The sequence below is a fragment of the Hoyosella altamirensis genome, assembly GCF_014191505.1.
GTDB lineage: Bacteria > Actinomycetota > Actinomycetes > Mycobacteriales > Mycobacteriaceae > Hoyosella > Hoyosella altamirensis.
Genome location: NZ_JACHWS010000002.1, coordinates 840,267 through 853,782 on the forward strand (window position 1 = coordinate 840,267; position 13,516 = coordinate 853,782).

A 13,516-nucleotide genomic window follows, 5' to 3' on the forward strand; every position below is an offset into this window, starting at 1 on the left:
CCGGTTGAGCTGGCTTTAATCCGAATTGTGAGGCGCTAATTCAAGGGGTTGCTTTCTGCCTTTGAGACATTCAGGTACCGTGGCGTCAGCAGGGGCTGAGTCTGGTTATGCCAGACCATGCCAGATGACGTCTCCGCTGTACGTGACGAGCACTCGCGACGTAAATAAGGAGAGCCGATGAATTTGAAGAGCCCGCGCGTAGCATTTGCCGCCTGTGGTGCTGTTGCCGCACTGGCGCTGTCCGGCTGTGGTGATGACGATGGCACGACGGACGACGGTATTACCGACAACGGCACAAACAACGGTGTGATGAATGACGACGGCGGGATGTACGAAGATCCCGGCATGGACCCCAACGAGGGGGGCATGTACGAAGACCCGGGCATGTATGAAGACCCCGGCATGTTTGAAGACCCAGGTATGCAGCCTGAAGAAGGCGGAATGGGCACCGAGGGCGGATCGGGCTTCTAGCCGCTGGCACGTGAGCCTGACCTCTGACCTCGGTGGTGTGTTCTTCCCCCCGGGGTGCGTGCAGGCGCATTCATAATTCTGTGTCGACAATCCGCTGAGCTGGCATTGAGAGTCGGATAACTCCCTAAGGAATAGTTTCCGGATAGGGCGAGTAATGGCTTCTTTGGGGTGGCTTGCGATAGACACGGAATCGTTTAAACGTTCAGGATAGTTTCACCGCCTGATTCGTTCGTGTATGTTGACGGGCAGTCAGGGATGGCGGTAGTTGCGTTTGGCGGCATACATGCACCACGCGTTATTGTCGTGCTGACTTACTGCATTCGGAGATTGCCCGGAACCAGATAAGGAGTGCGAATGAACCTGAAGAATCCTCGCGTAGTCTTTGCGGCCTGCGGTGCGGCAGCGGCGCTCGCGGTGGCTGGCTGCGGTGACGACGCGAACGGCAACGACGTGCTCGAGGACACGGGTGACACGCTCGGTGACATGGGCGACACCGCGACGGAAGACGTCGAGGACTTCTTCGGTCAGGGGGGCGACACCACGTGCGGCGAGTTTGCTGAGCAGGATCCTGAGACCCAGCGCACAACAGTGACGGACTACCTCGAGCAAGAGGGCCAGCAGGACCCCAGTGAGGCAGAGATTGATTCGGCACTGCTTTCGATCGATGCGATGTGCGCGCTCGAGGGTGACGAAGAAACCCCGATCAGTGAAGCCGGAGTGACCGGTGGTGATACTGGAATGCCTGAGGAAGAGGGGAACGGAGGGACTGGCTCCTAAGCCGGCGACTGAGGTTTCCTGAAAAGCGGCCCGGAGGTGCATACGTATGTACTCCGGGCCGCTTTCGTCTCGCGGGGCGGCCAGTGTCGGACATCACGAAGGTGTCTGGTTTACGAATTGCGCCACCAGCCTGACTGCTCGGTAGACCTCGGACGTACTCTGGTCTATGTGCGATCGCAGCGGCAGACCGTGGACTACGCGCTTCAGCGTCGCTCCGTCCTGGCTGAAGTATTCGCTGGCAAGGTCGGAGTTGCTGAGGTGTGTGACGCGAGCCCCTATCTCCTAAGGGCTGCGAAGTTTCACGGTAGGCCAAGTACTGTGGTGTGCCCGATTTGCCGTAAGGAACAGGTAACGCTCGTATCCTGGGTGTTCGGTGACCGCTTGGGAACCGTATCGGGTTCCGCGCGGAGCAACGATGAGATCATTCGCTTGGCACAAACAAAAGATGAGTTCACGGTGCACGTAGTCGAGGTTTGCCGGACGTGCAGCTGGAACCATCTAGTGCAGTCGTATGTTCTCGGCGAGGCGCCGCCGCGGCGATCGCGATCGACAAGGACGCGGCGCAGTGCCCGGACCGCCAGTGAATGATGCGGGCCGGATGTTAACCGCGAGGACTGGAGTTTCATCGTGAGTTCGACCAGAAGTGCATCTGCTGGGAAGAGGCCAGCAGCGACGAAGGGCACATCGCGCAAGGGCCTGATACTGCGGCTCATCGCGGTTGCGTTCGTCGTCATGCTTGTGCTTCCCATCGGAACCTTCATGGCCTACTACGTTGCGGCGAGCGTTCCGCGGCCGGGCGACATTCCCACCAACCAGGTGGCGACCATTTTTATGGATGATGGTGAAACCGAGCTCGCTCGCATCGTTCCGCCGGAAGGCAACCGTGTCGAAGTCTCGATTGACCAGATTCCGGACCATGTTCTGAATGCGGTCATCGCAGCGGAGGACCGCGACTTTTACACGAACCCGGGGTTCTCTGTGACCGGCCTCGCGCGAGCTGTCAGGGACAACGTTCTCGGTAGTGACGACGCAGGCGGCGGGTCGACGATCACGCAGCAATATGTGAAGAACGCATTGGTAGGAGCGGACCGCTCACTCGTTCGCAAAATGCGGGAACTCGTCATTGCGACGAAGATGGCGCGGGAGTGGTCGAAGGACGACATCCTGGTCGCGTACCTCAACACCATCTATTACGGCCGCAACGCGTACGGAATTGCTTCCGCCGCGGAAGCGTACTTCGGGAAACCCGTCAGCAACCTCACCCCTGAAGAAGGCGCGGTCCTTGCGGCTACGATCCAGCAGCCGTCGCGTCTGGATCCAGCGCAGAACCGCGAAGCTGCCGAAATCCGCTGGGGCTATGTACTCGATGGCATGGTCGCCATCGGCGCTATGAGCGCGAGTGAACGTGCTGCGGCGCAATACCCGGAGTACCGGTCGTTAGAGGAGGCGACGGCAGCAACGACGACGCCGGGGCCCAATGGCCTCATTCGGTCGCGTGTCATCGATGAGCTGCATTCCCTCGGCATCACGGAGCAGACCCTTAACACCGAGGGCCTGCAGATCACCACGTCTATCGACAGCACTGCACAGGAGGGGGCGGTCCGCGCAGTCCAGAACAACTTGTCTGGCCAGCCCGACAATCTTCGTTCCGCGGTGGTGTCTGTGGATCCCCGCAGTGGCGCCGTGCGCGCATACTATGGCGGCACCGACGGTACGGGCTTCGACTACGCGCAAGCACCGCTGCAGACAGGTTCTACCTTCAAGGTTTTTGGTCTCGTTGCAGCCTTGGAACAGGGTATTCCGGTTACCCAGCCATTCGATAGCAGCCCGGTCACTATGCACGGCATCACCGTCCGGAATGTCGGTGGCGCTAGCTGTGGACGCTGCTCGATTGCTGAAGCACTGAAACAGTCGCTGAACACGTCCTTCTATCGGCTCATGCTTTCGCTTGATCGCGGGCCACTCGACGTGAAGGACGCGGCGCACAAAGCCGGCATCCCCCGCGAAATCCGTGGACTGAACCACGAGGCTCTCACCGAAAATGGTGATCCACCGAACAACGGTATTGTGCTCGGCCAGTACCAGGTCCGCCCGATCGACATGGCGTCCTCGTATGCGACGCTCGCAGCTTCGGGTGAGTACCACGAGCCGTACTTCGTCGAGCGGGTCGTGACAGCAGACGGAAACCTGCTGTTCGACCGTGGGAATCCGAACGGTGAACGACGGCTCCGGGCTGCTGTCGCGGACAATACGACCTCCGCGATGGAACCGATCGCGGCCTACTCCAATGGCAACGCGCTCGCTGGCGGCAGACCCTCGGCAGCGAAGACGGGGACGACCCAGCTCGGTGACAGTGGCTTCAACCGTGACGCCTGGATGATTGGCTACACGCCATCGCTGTCCACAGCGGTCTGGGTGGGAACCAACGATGGTGATCCGCTTGTGAACGCCTGGGGCGGCCAGATTTATGGTTCGGGTATCCCCGCGACGATCTGGAAGTCGACGATGGACTCCGCGCTGGTCAACACCGAATGGGAATCGTTCCCGACGCCCGACCCCATTGGTGGTGTCTCTGGTGTCCCCGTCTACGTACCGCCGACTGAGACTGAAGAGCCTGAAGAGACTGAAGAGGCGACGGAAGAGGAGGACGAACCGGCGTCCACCGCGACAATTGAGATCGCCCCAGGTCTGACCGTGGAGATCCCGATCCCGGGTAACAACAACGGCGGAACCCCGCCTGAGCCCAATGACGACGAAGGCGACGAGGGCGAGGGCAGCCCCGGCCAGGGTGGGGCTAACCCAGGCGCGGGCGGTGGCGTGGTACCCGGCGGTGGTCGCAATCCGGCAGGACAGGGTGAGGGCGTGACAACGACGCCCGCACCGGCAACCACTGACGCTGCGTGACGGTCAGCCGGCGACGTCAATCAGGTCAGGCCCTTCGGGCAGGGCTCACGAAGGCCGATCGGGAACTGCCGAGTCTCACCGACCCGACGGTGAGACGCCTCAGTACCGCCATCGGCGGCCCGGTGGGCAAGCACGCACTTATCGGCCGGGCACGTTTCCTCACGCCGCTGCGTGTCGTCCTCCTGATCGCTGTCGCTGTTATGGCGCTCGGCTGGCTCGGCAAAGCTGCATGTATCCAGCAGTATCCCGGGGGCCCGGACGGAGCGCAGACGATCGACTGGCGTGACGGACGTCAGTACGTCGCGATGTGTTACTCCGATACGGTTCCCTTGTACGGAGTGCATCAACTGAATCAGCTCGCCTTCCCCTACAAGACCGCTCTGGAACAAGAGGCGGCAGACGGGTCGATCACAACCCGGTATATGGAATATCCCGTGCTCACGGGTCTCTACCAGTTCGCGGCGGCGGCGATCGGGAGCGTGTGGTCGGAGGGAGCCCGCGCGGGTCTTCTTCCGGGAGCGCTACCGGTAGTTGTCTATTTCAATGTCTCGGCGGTGGGGCTCGCGCTAGCCTGGCTCGTCACCGTCTGGGCGACAGCGCTGCTGGCAGGTAGGCGGATCTGGGATGCTGCGCTTGTCGCGGTCTCTCCACTTGTGATTGTGCACCTTTTCACCAACTTCGACGCCATTGCGACGGCGTTCGCCGCAGCAGGGCTCCTCGCGTGGAGCCGCAAGAAGCCAATGCTGGCGGGCATGCTCCTCGGGCTGGGTACTGCGGCGAAGCTTTATCCGGTTTTTCTACTCGGGGCCTTTTTAGTACTCGCGATCCGGTCTGCGACTCTGCGTTCGTGGATGCAAGCAGTAGCGACGACGGCGGCGACGTGGCTGGCAATCAATTTGCCAATCGCAATGCTCTATCCGAATGGCTGGAATGAATTCTTCCGTCTCAATCGTGAACGCGGAATGGACCCGGACTCCATTTACAACGTCATTCGCACGTTCACAGGCTGGCAAGGTTTCGATGGCCCACTTCTTCCGGGGGAGAGTCCATCAATCCTGAATTTGGTGTCTCTGTTACTTTTCCTGCTTGTGTGCGCCGGGGTCGGTTATATAGCGCTGACCGCTCCGCGCCGGCCCCGTGTCGCGCAATTGTGCTTCCTGCTAGTCGCGGGTTTCTTACTGACGAACAAGGTGTGGAGTCCTCAATACTCTCTATGGCTCGTGCCTCTTGCAGTTCTCGCTTTGCCGCACGTCCGCATCCTCTTAGCGTGGATGGCCGTAGACGCCCTAGTGTGGGCGCCGCGAATGATGTACTACCACGGGATCAGCAACAAAGGGCTGCCAGAGCAGTGGTTTACGGCCACAGTCGTCGTTCGTGATCTCGCGGTTCTTGCCCTCTGCGTGCTGATTATCAGGCAGATCTACCGGCCGGAGGAAGACCTGGTTCGCCAGCATGGTGTCGATGATCCTGTCGGTGGTGTCATCACTGGCAAGCCTGACGCGCCCCCGCGATGGCTGCCGAAATGGCTGCATCCGAGGGGACATCAGTTGCGGCAGGGACAGCCAGACTTTCGGCCGTGAGTTTCTGTGCGATTGGGTCGTCGGCTAGCGACAAGTTCTGGGTGCGGAGGAGATCGTCGAGCCGGTCCTCAGCCGGCGTCCCGATAATGCGTGCCTCAGGAGGCTGCCACGGGCAGACATCCTGCACCGCAACTACCGTCATGGCCGCCAGGGGCGGCGAGTTCTCAGGCAGGCTGATGTGGCCTGCGAGGGTGCGGGCGTCGTTGCTGTGAACGACGGCTGTATAGCTGGGTCCGGTAGGCAGGCTGCGGTTCTCGAAAGTCGAGTACCAGCGCGCCGCGGCTTCGCCGGACGCTAGCAGGGGAGTTGAGAAGCGCGGCGCGATGCTGACTACGGACTTCACCGCGGGGGCAGCGGAAGGCCATTGGTGCAGTGTTCCGAGCGCAATCGTGGCGCCATCGTCGGAACCGACCACGCTGATACGGTCGCCGTGGACCGCCTCCATCGCGCGCACCGCGTTGACGACATACTCGGAGTAGAGATGCGGCTTGCGCGCATGGATATCCGGCGGTGCGAGAACGCACGCGGTGTGACCAGCGCCGAGCAATTCGTCGAGGAGTCCTTGGCTCACGGCAACTCCTGCCCCGGGAACGATGAGCAGCGGTTCGGGCCGCCTGCCCAGCTGTACCTCATGACCGGCGTGGCACGAGACCGCCTGACTAAGAGCTTCACTCGGGAGGGTGAGGTCGGGTTCTTCACTTGCGGTGGCTGGTGGAGCTGACGCGATGAGCAGGCAAATGGTGAGTATGGACATGAGAATGCCTGCGCGGTGCGCGCTCATCGCGGAGATCCCGTTCGCAGGTTCGGCCACCATACCCCCAAGCGCTGTGGTGCAGATCACATTAACACCTTGCGTGGGGGCGGATCATCGATTGGCGTGTGTACGAGATGATCTCGGCTAGGCGGGGCCCTCGCCCCGCAGCAAGAAGAACAGGTTTGACGGGTGTTCTGCAAGTCGCCGCATGAAGTAGGGGTACCACTCCGTCCCGAATGGGACGTAAACGCGGACTTTCGCGCCCTCGGCTGCAAGCCGCACCTGCTCTGCGGGGCGGATGCCGTAAAACATCTGATACTCGAAATCGCCGCGCCCGCACTTGGTGCGAGCGGCGAGGCCCGCCGCGAAATCAATGAGACGGGGGTCGTGCGTCGCCACCATTGGGTAGGTATCGGAGCTCACGAGGATCGAAAGGCACCTGCGAAAGGATTCACGGACCTCCTCGCGGGTGCTGTAGACGGCGTCCGCTGGGTGCTGGTACGCACCCTTGCAAAGGCGCACCCGGGTACCAGAGTTGGCGATCTCGCGGCAGTCACTTTCGGTGCGCCGCAGGTGGGCTTGCAGAACTAGGCCGGTCTTCGGAAAGTCACGGCGAAGTTCACGGACAACGGACAACGTGAGATCCGTGGTCCCAGCTCCTTCCATGTCGACCGTTACGCACGTCCCCGCAGCATCCGCGGCCGCGCAAATCTCCTGCGCCGCAGCCAGCGTGGCAGGAAACGCGTCGCGCGTGAGGGCTGATCCAAGTGAGGAGAGCTTGACGGAGAGCTCGACACGATCGGCAATCCCGTCGTCAGCGAGTTTGTCGAGTACATCGGTGTAGAGGGTGACCGCATCACGCACGATTGAGTCGTCGGTTGTGAATTCACCAAGATGATCAAGACTCACGTACCGGTCCTGGACGAGCTCGCGAACTACGGGCAACGCGGCCTCGAGAGAGTCGCCTGCGATGAACCTGCTTACGAGCGGGCGCGCCATACGGCTGTTCTCGGTGAAGTGCCGGGCGCGCGGTGAATCCGATGCATTCAACAATAAGCGGCGGAGCATTCTTTTACCCCTGAAGTCAATTTTGTCGGTATTGGTTAGTGAGAAAGATCCTCGTAATTACCAGTAGCTCCTCTCCCGGGTTTTGCTGCAGATTATTCTCGCAGGTGTCACCGGATCATCGCGATTGGACCCACTTCCACCCAGGTCTGACCGATTCTGTGGAATTAACTGGGGGGTGTGCCCGCGTTCGAACTGACCGCACGGGTCCGACGTCGGTGCCGTGTTGCGAGGGTACTAATCGTGCTGCCCATGATCCGATTGTGCGCCTATTTCGGCGATCATGTGTCGGTTCTTTGTCCGACAGCAATATTGCCGGATTGTGCATGCCCGTTCTGTGGCGTTCAATGCAGGTAGCGTACGCGTCCAGCAGATGCCTGCGGCGAAACATCCGTCGGGACGTGCAAGCGAGAGGGGCAGTGGCGAAGTGAGGCTTGTCGAGGCGGCAGCGGTGGGCAAGTGGATCGGGATCGTGGGCCGCGGCGATTTCCTGGATGACGCTCTGGCAGCACTGCTGAGGGAACGCGGGTACAGGGCTGCGCAAGTTGACGCGGGAAACGGCTCATCGACGTTCGACCTCGTTATCTACCGCACAGTTGGTGCAGGGCGTGACGCGGACCGTTTCCGGGTGCTAGCACCCCGTGACGCGCCGGTGGTCGTTTTGGGTGCGCGTGACCCAGTGATGGCAACTGCCGTACCAGATGCGGCGTGGCTGCACTACGCAATCGATACAAAGACTGTCGTTTCAACCGTAGAACGCTTGATCGGACCAGCGGACGATGGATTTGCGCGGACTGCACCACAACTTTCTGCGCGGGAGAAGGACGCGGTCATCGCTTACACGATGGGCATGACAGTGCGCGAAGTTGCTGCGGAGCTTGGCGTTGCCCCCACTACGGTGTCCACTCACCTCGACAGGGCGCGAGCAAAGTACATTTCTGCTGGTCGCCCTGCTGAGGGCAAGGTGGGCCTGCTGCGATGCGCGCTGGAAGATGGGCTTATTCCGTGTCCATGCCACAACCGCTGGTCGTCAGCCTAGAGTTCCTCGAGCTGGACGAGTCCATCCTGGAGCGCGCGGGCTACAAGCGCGGCCTTCGTTGGCGCGGTGCGGCCAACCGCGGCGTACTTCGAGCGAACGCGGGCAAGGTGGGTGTTCACTGTACCGAGGGAAACTGAAAGATTACTGGCCACCGTTGTTTTTGAATCACTTGCGAACCAGGCGCGCAGAACTTCGATTTCGCGCGGGGACAGTGCGGGCCGATTTCGGGCCGAGCGGACGAGTGCGAGGTGCCGAAGGGCGGGCTCGACCGTGCGAGCCTGGCCGACCTCGTGCTGTGGATGCAGAGGTGATGGGGCACTCATGAGATCGGACCTCACTTCTGTGTTGTCAATCTTGCCGGAGTGAGGGGAGTACCCACCTCCGATAATGCAAACATTAGGCGATGTCCGATTAGTTGGAAATCCCCTAGTTCTAGTGCCCCTAAAACTAGGGGCAACAGGTAGTTTCTCTGTGCGATCGACTGGTCACAATGTTGGAGAGACGCGGGTCGGTTCACGGTTCCACTCTGTTTCGCCGTGTCTGTTAATTGTGATTCTTGTCGTGAAATCGTTGCTAGTACTGAGAATCGTCGCCAATACGTCGCGCCCATTCGGCAATACTCGGGCCGTGACCCGGCCGTTCAGCGCGTCGTCGAGGACTGAACTGATCGCTTTGCGCACCCGCGACACAATTTCGGCGCTGGCTCCGGTGAGGCCACCGTCATCGAGCAGGACAACGTCGACCCCGCGCTGCCTGGCGTGCTTCGCTGATTCCTGGATGGGCGCGACGGCGAGTGCCCTCGCCCGGAGCGAGTCCCGCAGCTGGCCTTCGATCAGCCTGCACTCTTCTCGCTCGTCCGCAGTGAGCTCCGTGCCGGACGCGATGAGTTCGAGGAGTGGGCGCACAAGCTCATTTAGGCGCTGCAGCCGCTCGTCCCGCTCCTCGAGTATCGCGGTTGTGGATGCTTGTTCCGCGGCTCGCTGCAGTGCCCCCTCCTGCAGCGCGAATACCGTCCGCGCGACGGGCCGCATCGTGAACGCGAGGATGGTCGCGAGCAGCAGCAGGTTGGCTGAGAATGCGGTGCGCCAGAACCCGAACGCTAGCCCCTCACCGTGGCTGAGTCCCCACCACGTCAGCACGGCAGCCATCATGCCCATGCTGATCCATGCAATCAGGATCCGGCCCCGCAGTGCGGTGAAGCACACGATGAATGTCACAGCATTGACGTACCAGGTGGCGTTATGCGGGAGTTCTCCCGGCGTTAACTGAAACGAGAAGAGCAGTGCCAGCACTGGAGCGATGGCGCCAAGCGGTAGCGCAGCGCGCAGAGGCAACGGGTCGCTCTTGGCGAATACGATGGCGAACCCGCCGAGCGCGATCGCCGTGATTGCCACTGCTGCGACGACGGGATATTCGAGGACGCTGGAACTGCGGGCGGCGACGATGACGTATGCCGCCACCACGAACACGACCACACTCCACGCTGCTGAGCTGCGAAGACCCAAGATGGCGGGGATATCACGGTGACGGAAGGGGCTGTCAATCATCGCTGCTCCGCCAGAAAAGTGTGACGTTGGTGCCGCCACCAGGGGTGCTTTCAACTCGCGAGCTTCCCCCTGGGACACGTGCCATTCTGCCTCGGATACTCACTGCGAGTCCTAGGCGATCAGCAGGGGTGCTCCGAGGGTCGAAGCCTTTGCCGTTGTCGTGCACGGAGACCCGGCACCGCTCGGGGTACATCGATATCGACACTGTCCGGTGCGTCGTGCGCCCAGGCACGTCGGCGTGCCGAATGCTGTTAGTAAGCGCTTCAGCGAGTCCCGCACCGATCGCGCGCACGGCATATGCGGGGATTGTGAAGCTGTCCATCTCGTGCGGGGCATCGAGGTTGACGACTGCGTCTTCCGAGATGTCCATTGCCGCTGAGCGTAAGTACGCGACTGCTTCAGAGCCACGGAATGCCTGCGCTGCCTCTACTCCGGCACGCAACCCGTCGATTTGATCGAGAGTGCGGCGCGACTGGCGCGCTAGCACCGCAGTGTCACCGCCCTGTGAAGCGTTGAGGAGCGTGGAGATCACGCCATCGTGGATCAGCCCGTCGATGCGTTCACGTTCCTGGTTCCGTGCTGCGGTGGCGGCCGCTTTCGCCGCGCGTGCTTGTGCGCTCGCTTTGATTTCGTCCAGCCGCCAGCCCGTGTTGAGACCGATCAGCCCCATCGAAACGTAGACGGTAGCCGCTGTTGTCGCCATCGCAATGTCTTCAATGACGTTGCCCCATTCGGAGTACTCGGCCGCATATGCGTTGAGCAGGACGCTCCCAGCGGGGATCAATGCCAGGTAGGGCAGAGCTATTCGGGGCGGCCAGGCGACGGCGGCCGCCATTGCCGCGAGCGCGTTAACAGACCACAGCCAGCAGCGGAAGTCATCCTCGAGCGGCGGCCCAGAGTGCGCGAGTGGCCACGTGATCAGTGCCAGAACATAACCGATGGATATGGTGCGGAGCAGGAAGCACAGAATCCGGATGGGCGCGAAGTATGCGGTAAGAGCCAGGACGAGGGTGGAGGCGAACACGGCGGCCAAGGCGGGGATGCTCCACCACAACGGCAAGATCTCGAATTCACGCGCTACACGCTGCTGATTGAGCAGCCCTAGAGAAACACCAGCGACACCAAGCACGAGCGCGAATGTGCGGAAGACCTTGTGGTACGCGGCCGGGGTTATCGGCTCGGCGACAGTGACGGCCGATTGTTCCTGAGTGTGAGGCGTGGCCAGTACTGCGGTAGACACGGCAGGCTCCTCACGAGCCGGGATGTTCAGGAACGGGCAGCCAGCCGTCTTCGACCGCCCGCTTGAACAGATCAGTTTTGGTCGGGGCGGGCCGGCCTGCCTCGGCGTACTTCTGCCGGATCCGCGCTAGGTAGTCATACACGGTCTGCTCAGCGAGGCCGGTGAGATGCGCAACGCGGGTTGCTTTCTCGCCGGACGCGTACAGCGCCAGCACTTCCTGCTGACGTGGGCTGAGGCCCACGTTGGGCAGGTGCGGATCGCCATCGATGGCGGCGGCCCAGTCGGTGGTGACGACCTGCTCGCCTGCGGCTGCGCAGCGGATTGAATCGACGACCGCCGCAGCCGGCTCGGATTTGCGGACGACACCAAGGACACCAGCCCGGGCGGCCGAGCGAACTAGGAAGGGATTTTCCGCACCGGTAAACGCAAGGACCTTCAGGCCATGTGAATGAAGCGAACTGACGTTGCTTTTCGGCGAAGATCCGTCGCCGAGCCGCAAATCAAGGACGACCAGATCGAGGTCCTGCTCCTTGTCCAGAAGGTTCTGAACGGTGCGCGCCGTGACCACAAGTTCCAGATCTGGGTAATCCGCCAGGATGGTAGCGAGTCCGATCGCCACCGACTCGTGATCCTCAACGAGGCCGATTCTCCGTACGCGTGCGTGTGCCTCCGACGTGTGCCCGGTGCTCGCCGACATCGCTACCTCCCCAGAAGCGTCCCGCCACGACGCCGCCCATTGTCATTCAAACAAATGATCGTACTACGGCATTGAGAACGCAGGATTACGGGCTGGATGTTTTGGTATACGCGTCCACAGGTGACGCGTCACGCGACATTGTGTTGCTTTCGTCCGGCACGTAGGACGCTCGCAGGAAGAGTACGTAGAAGACGACAAGCCCAGCCGCTCGGCCCCACACCCCGACTTGTGTCACAAGTTCCGAGCCGCCAGACGGATCGATGCCTGCGCCGAGATCGTAGAAATACCGGAATACGCCGATGCCGATAGCGATATCGGCGAGAAGATATGCGCCGATCAGTTGCCACGGAACGCGAAGAAGAATGAAGAACGGGATAAGCCACAGAGCGAACTGTGGCGAATGAACCTTGTGGAAAAGCAGGAAACCGCACAGCATCGCCGCCGAGACTCCCACCCACGGGTACGTTCCGTGCCGGTGGTAGATCCACCATCCGACTGCGGCCGCGACGGCGAAGGAAGCAAGGATGAGTGCAGGTGAAAGCAACTCCACCCAGGCGTCGTAGACAGTCTCGTCTTCCATCCTGGGGAGGAGGCCCCAATACCAGATCGAGTTTGTTGTGATATCAGCCCGGCGGAGTGACTGGAACTCGAATGAGGCCCGCCATCCCTCGAAGCCAGCAATAGCGAATGGCGCGTTTATCGCGACTACGGTTGCGACAGCGGCACCGGCAACCGAAATCGCACCTCGGAAATCGAAGTGTCCGCGCTCTCTCTTCCCCTCCGTTAAGACATAGAGAGCCAATGGGAGAACGAAAATTCCGGGATACAGCTTCAGGCACAGGCCGATTCCGAGCAGGACAGCGGCGACAATACCGCGCGTTCGAATGCTCCACGTTTGGGCCGTCGTCACGACGTATATCGCGGCCACAGCGGTGAAGACGACGGGTAATTCCCAATTGTGGAAGCCGTACAGAATGAGCGCGGGAGTTGCGACAAACAGCAGAACGCGGTGGCCGCCCAGCTTGGCAAGCATCCAGGCCGTCAGCAATGCGAAGGGGGTGAGCAGGAGAGCCGAGTAGAAGAGGAACTCTGCGTCGTTCGAGGAGGGGATGGCGCCGAGCCACATCAGTACGCCGGAGAGCACCGGGTATTCAACGGTGCCGCCGAAAAGCCGTCCATCAGGGGTGATACCGCCCTCGATAAATGGGAAGACGTGGCGGTCGATGTCACGTCCCAGCCACAAGAGCTGAATATCCGAGTAGCAGACCAGCTGGTTCTTGTACAGATCGAAATTCTCACTGCGCCCGAATTCGCTGAACACGGGCCCAGCACACCGGGCCTTGTTGAGGTATGCCAGCAGCAGGGAGAATGCCGCCAGCACCACTGCAATCAGTGGCAGGTGCCTGCGCACAGCTGTCATCACCACGAAACTCCTCGCAGAC

The 13,516-nt window shown here is 61.3% G+C and carries 13 protein-coding genes; 6 read left to right on the plus strand and 7 right to left on the minus strand.

The features are described 5' to 3' along the window. The first annotated feature begins 177 nt into the window (after nucleotides 1-177). From FHU29_RS12725 to FHU29_RS12745, 5 genes are all read left to right on the plus strand, one after another. A complete protein-coding gene (locus FHU29_RS12725) occupies nucleotides 178-471 on the plus strand; it encodes a hypothetical protein (RefSeq protein WP_064439997.1) in 294 nt (97 codons plus the stop codon). A 354-nt stretch (nucleotides 472-825) separates the two neighbouring features. Further along, nucleotides 826-1,248 (plus strand): hypothetical protein, encoded by a 423-nt coding sequence (locus FHU29_RS12730; RefSeq protein ID WP_064439998.1) that lies wholly within the window; start codon nucleotides 826-828, stop codon nucleotides 1,246-1,248. Nucleotides 1,249-1,416: 168 nt separating this feature from the next. Then, nucleotides 1,417-1,836 (plus strand): DUF5318 family protein, encoded by a 420-nt coding sequence (locus FHU29_RS12735; RefSeq protein ID WP_074390842.1) that lies wholly within the window; start codon nucleotides 1,417-1,419, stop codon nucleotides 1,834-1,836. A gap of 144 nt (nucleotides 1,837-1,980) precedes the next feature. After that, entirely contained in the window at nucleotides 1,981-4,152 is a 2,172-nt protein-coding gene (locus FHU29_RS12740) for a transglycosylase domain-containing protein (protein ID WP_232322950.1), read from the plus strand. Continuing rightward, nucleotides 4,149-5,732: a glycosyltransferase family 87 protein gene (locus tag FHU29_RS12745; protein ID WP_183377553.1), complete on the plus strand. Its 1,584-nt coding sequence runs from the start codon at nucleotides 4,149-4,151 to the stop codon at nucleotides 5,730-5,732. The genes FHU29_RS12740 and FHU29_RS12745 overlap by 4 nt, the downstream gene beginning before the upstream one ends. Here the strand turns inward: FHU29_RS12745 and FHU29_RS12750 are convergent. Together FHU29_RS12750 and FHU29_RS12755 are read right to left on the minus strand one after the other, a co-directional pair. Further along, complete coding sequence (locus FHU29_RS12750; protein ID WP_064440000.1) at nucleotides 5,635-6,573, minus strand: hypothetical protein; 939 nt, start codon at nucleotides 6,571-6,573, stop codon at nucleotides 5,635-5,637. The genes FHU29_RS12745 and FHU29_RS12750 overlap by 98 nt on opposite strands. Before the next feature lie 57 nt (nucleotides 6,574-6,630). Further along, on the minus strand, nucleotides 6,631-7,554 hold the full coding sequence (locus tag FHU29_RS12755) for a proline dehydrogenase family protein (protein WP_064440001.1): 924 nt from the start codon (nucleotides 7,552-7,554) through the stop codon (nucleotides 6,631-6,633). A 424-nt stretch (nucleotides 7,555-7,978) separates the two neighbouring features. Here FHU29_RS12755 and FHU29_RS23690 point away from each other — a divergent pair, with 424 nt between their 5' ends. Beyond that, nucleotides 7,979-8,590: a helix-turn-helix transcriptional regulator gene (locus FHU29_RS23690; protein WP_183377554.1), complete on the plus strand. Its 612-nt coding sequence runs from the start codon at nucleotides 7,979-7,981 to the stop codon at nucleotides 8,588-8,590. Here the strand turns inward: FHU29_RS23690 and FHU29_RS12765 are convergent. From FHU29_RS12765 to FHU29_RS12785, 5 genes are all read right to left on the minus strand, one after another. Next, nucleotides 8,587-8,913 (minus strand): LuxR C-terminal-related transcriptional regulator, encoded by a 327-nt coding sequence (locus FHU29_RS12765; protein ID WP_064440003.1) that lies wholly within the window; start codon nucleotides 8,911-8,913, stop codon nucleotides 8,587-8,589. The two genes, FHU29_RS23690 and FHU29_RS12765, sit on opposite strands and share 4 nt — an antisense overlap. A gap of 162 nt (nucleotides 8,914-9,075) precedes the next feature. Further along, nucleotides 9,076-10,137, minus strand: a complete 1,062-nt coding sequence (locus tag FHU29_RS12770; RefSeq protein WP_064440004.1) for a hypothetical protein — start codon at nucleotides 10,135-10,137, stop codon at nucleotides 9,076-9,078. After that, on the minus strand, nucleotides 10,130-11,377 hold the full coding sequence (locus FHU29_RS23695; protein ID WP_064440005.1) for a sensor histidine kinase: 1,248 nt from the start codon (nucleotides 11,375-11,377) through the stop codon (nucleotides 10,130-10,132). The genes FHU29_RS12770 and FHU29_RS23695 overlap by 8 nt, the downstream gene beginning before the upstream one ends. Before the next feature lie 10 nt (nucleotides 11,378-11,387). Next, the gene (locus FHU29_RS12780; protein ID WP_064440006.1) at nucleotides 11,388-12,074 is read right to left on the minus strand and encodes a response regulator transcription factor; all 687 of its coding nucleotides are present in this window, start codon (nucleotides 12,072-12,074) and stop codon (nucleotides 11,388-11,390) included. Between the two features lie 85 nt (nucleotides 12,075-12,159). Further along, nucleotides 12,160-13,494 (minus strand): glycosyltransferase family 87 protein, encoded by a 1,335-nt coding sequence (locus FHU29_RS12785; RefSeq protein ID WP_083962282.1) that lies wholly within the window; start codon nucleotides 13,492-13,494, stop codon nucleotides 12,160-12,162. Between the last annotated feature and the right edge of the window lie 22 nt (nucleotides 13,495-13,516).

Excerpts from the sequence above, each read along its gene's own strand:
- FHU29_RS12725 (WP_064439997.1), top strand. The coding sequence starts at position 178 with ATGAATTTGAAGAGCCCGCGCGTAGCATTTGCCGCCTGTGGTGCTGTT.
- FHU29_RS12730 (WP_064439998.1), top strand. The coding sequence starts at position 826 with ATGAACCTGAAGAATCCTCGCGTAGTCTTTGCGGCCTGCGGTGCGGCA.
- FHU29_RS12740 (WP_232322950.1), top strand. The coding sequence starts at position 1,981 with ATGCTTGTGCTTCCCATCGGAACCTTCATGGCCTACTACGTTGCGGCG.
- FHU29_RS12755 (WP_064440001.1), bottom strand. The coding sequence starts at position 7,554 with ATGCTCCGCCGCTTATTGTTGAATGCATCGGATTCACCGCGCGCCCGG.
- FHU29_RS12765 (WP_064440003.1), bottom strand. The coding sequence starts at position 8,913 with ATGAGTGCCCCATCACCTCTGCATCCACAGCACGAGGTCGGCCAGGCT.
- FHU29_RS12770 (WP_064440004.1), bottom strand. The coding sequence starts at position 10,137 with ATGATTGACAGCCCCTTCCGTCACCGTGATATCCCCGCCATCTTGGGT.
- FHU29_RS12780 (WP_064440006.1), bottom strand. The coding sequence starts at position 12,074 with ATGTCGGCGAGCACCGGGCACACGTCGGAGGCACACGCACGCGTACGG.
- FHU29_RS12785 (WP_083962282.1), bottom strand. The coding sequence starts at position 13,494 with ATGACAGCTGTGCGCAGGCACCTGCCACTGATTGCAGTGGTGCTGGCG.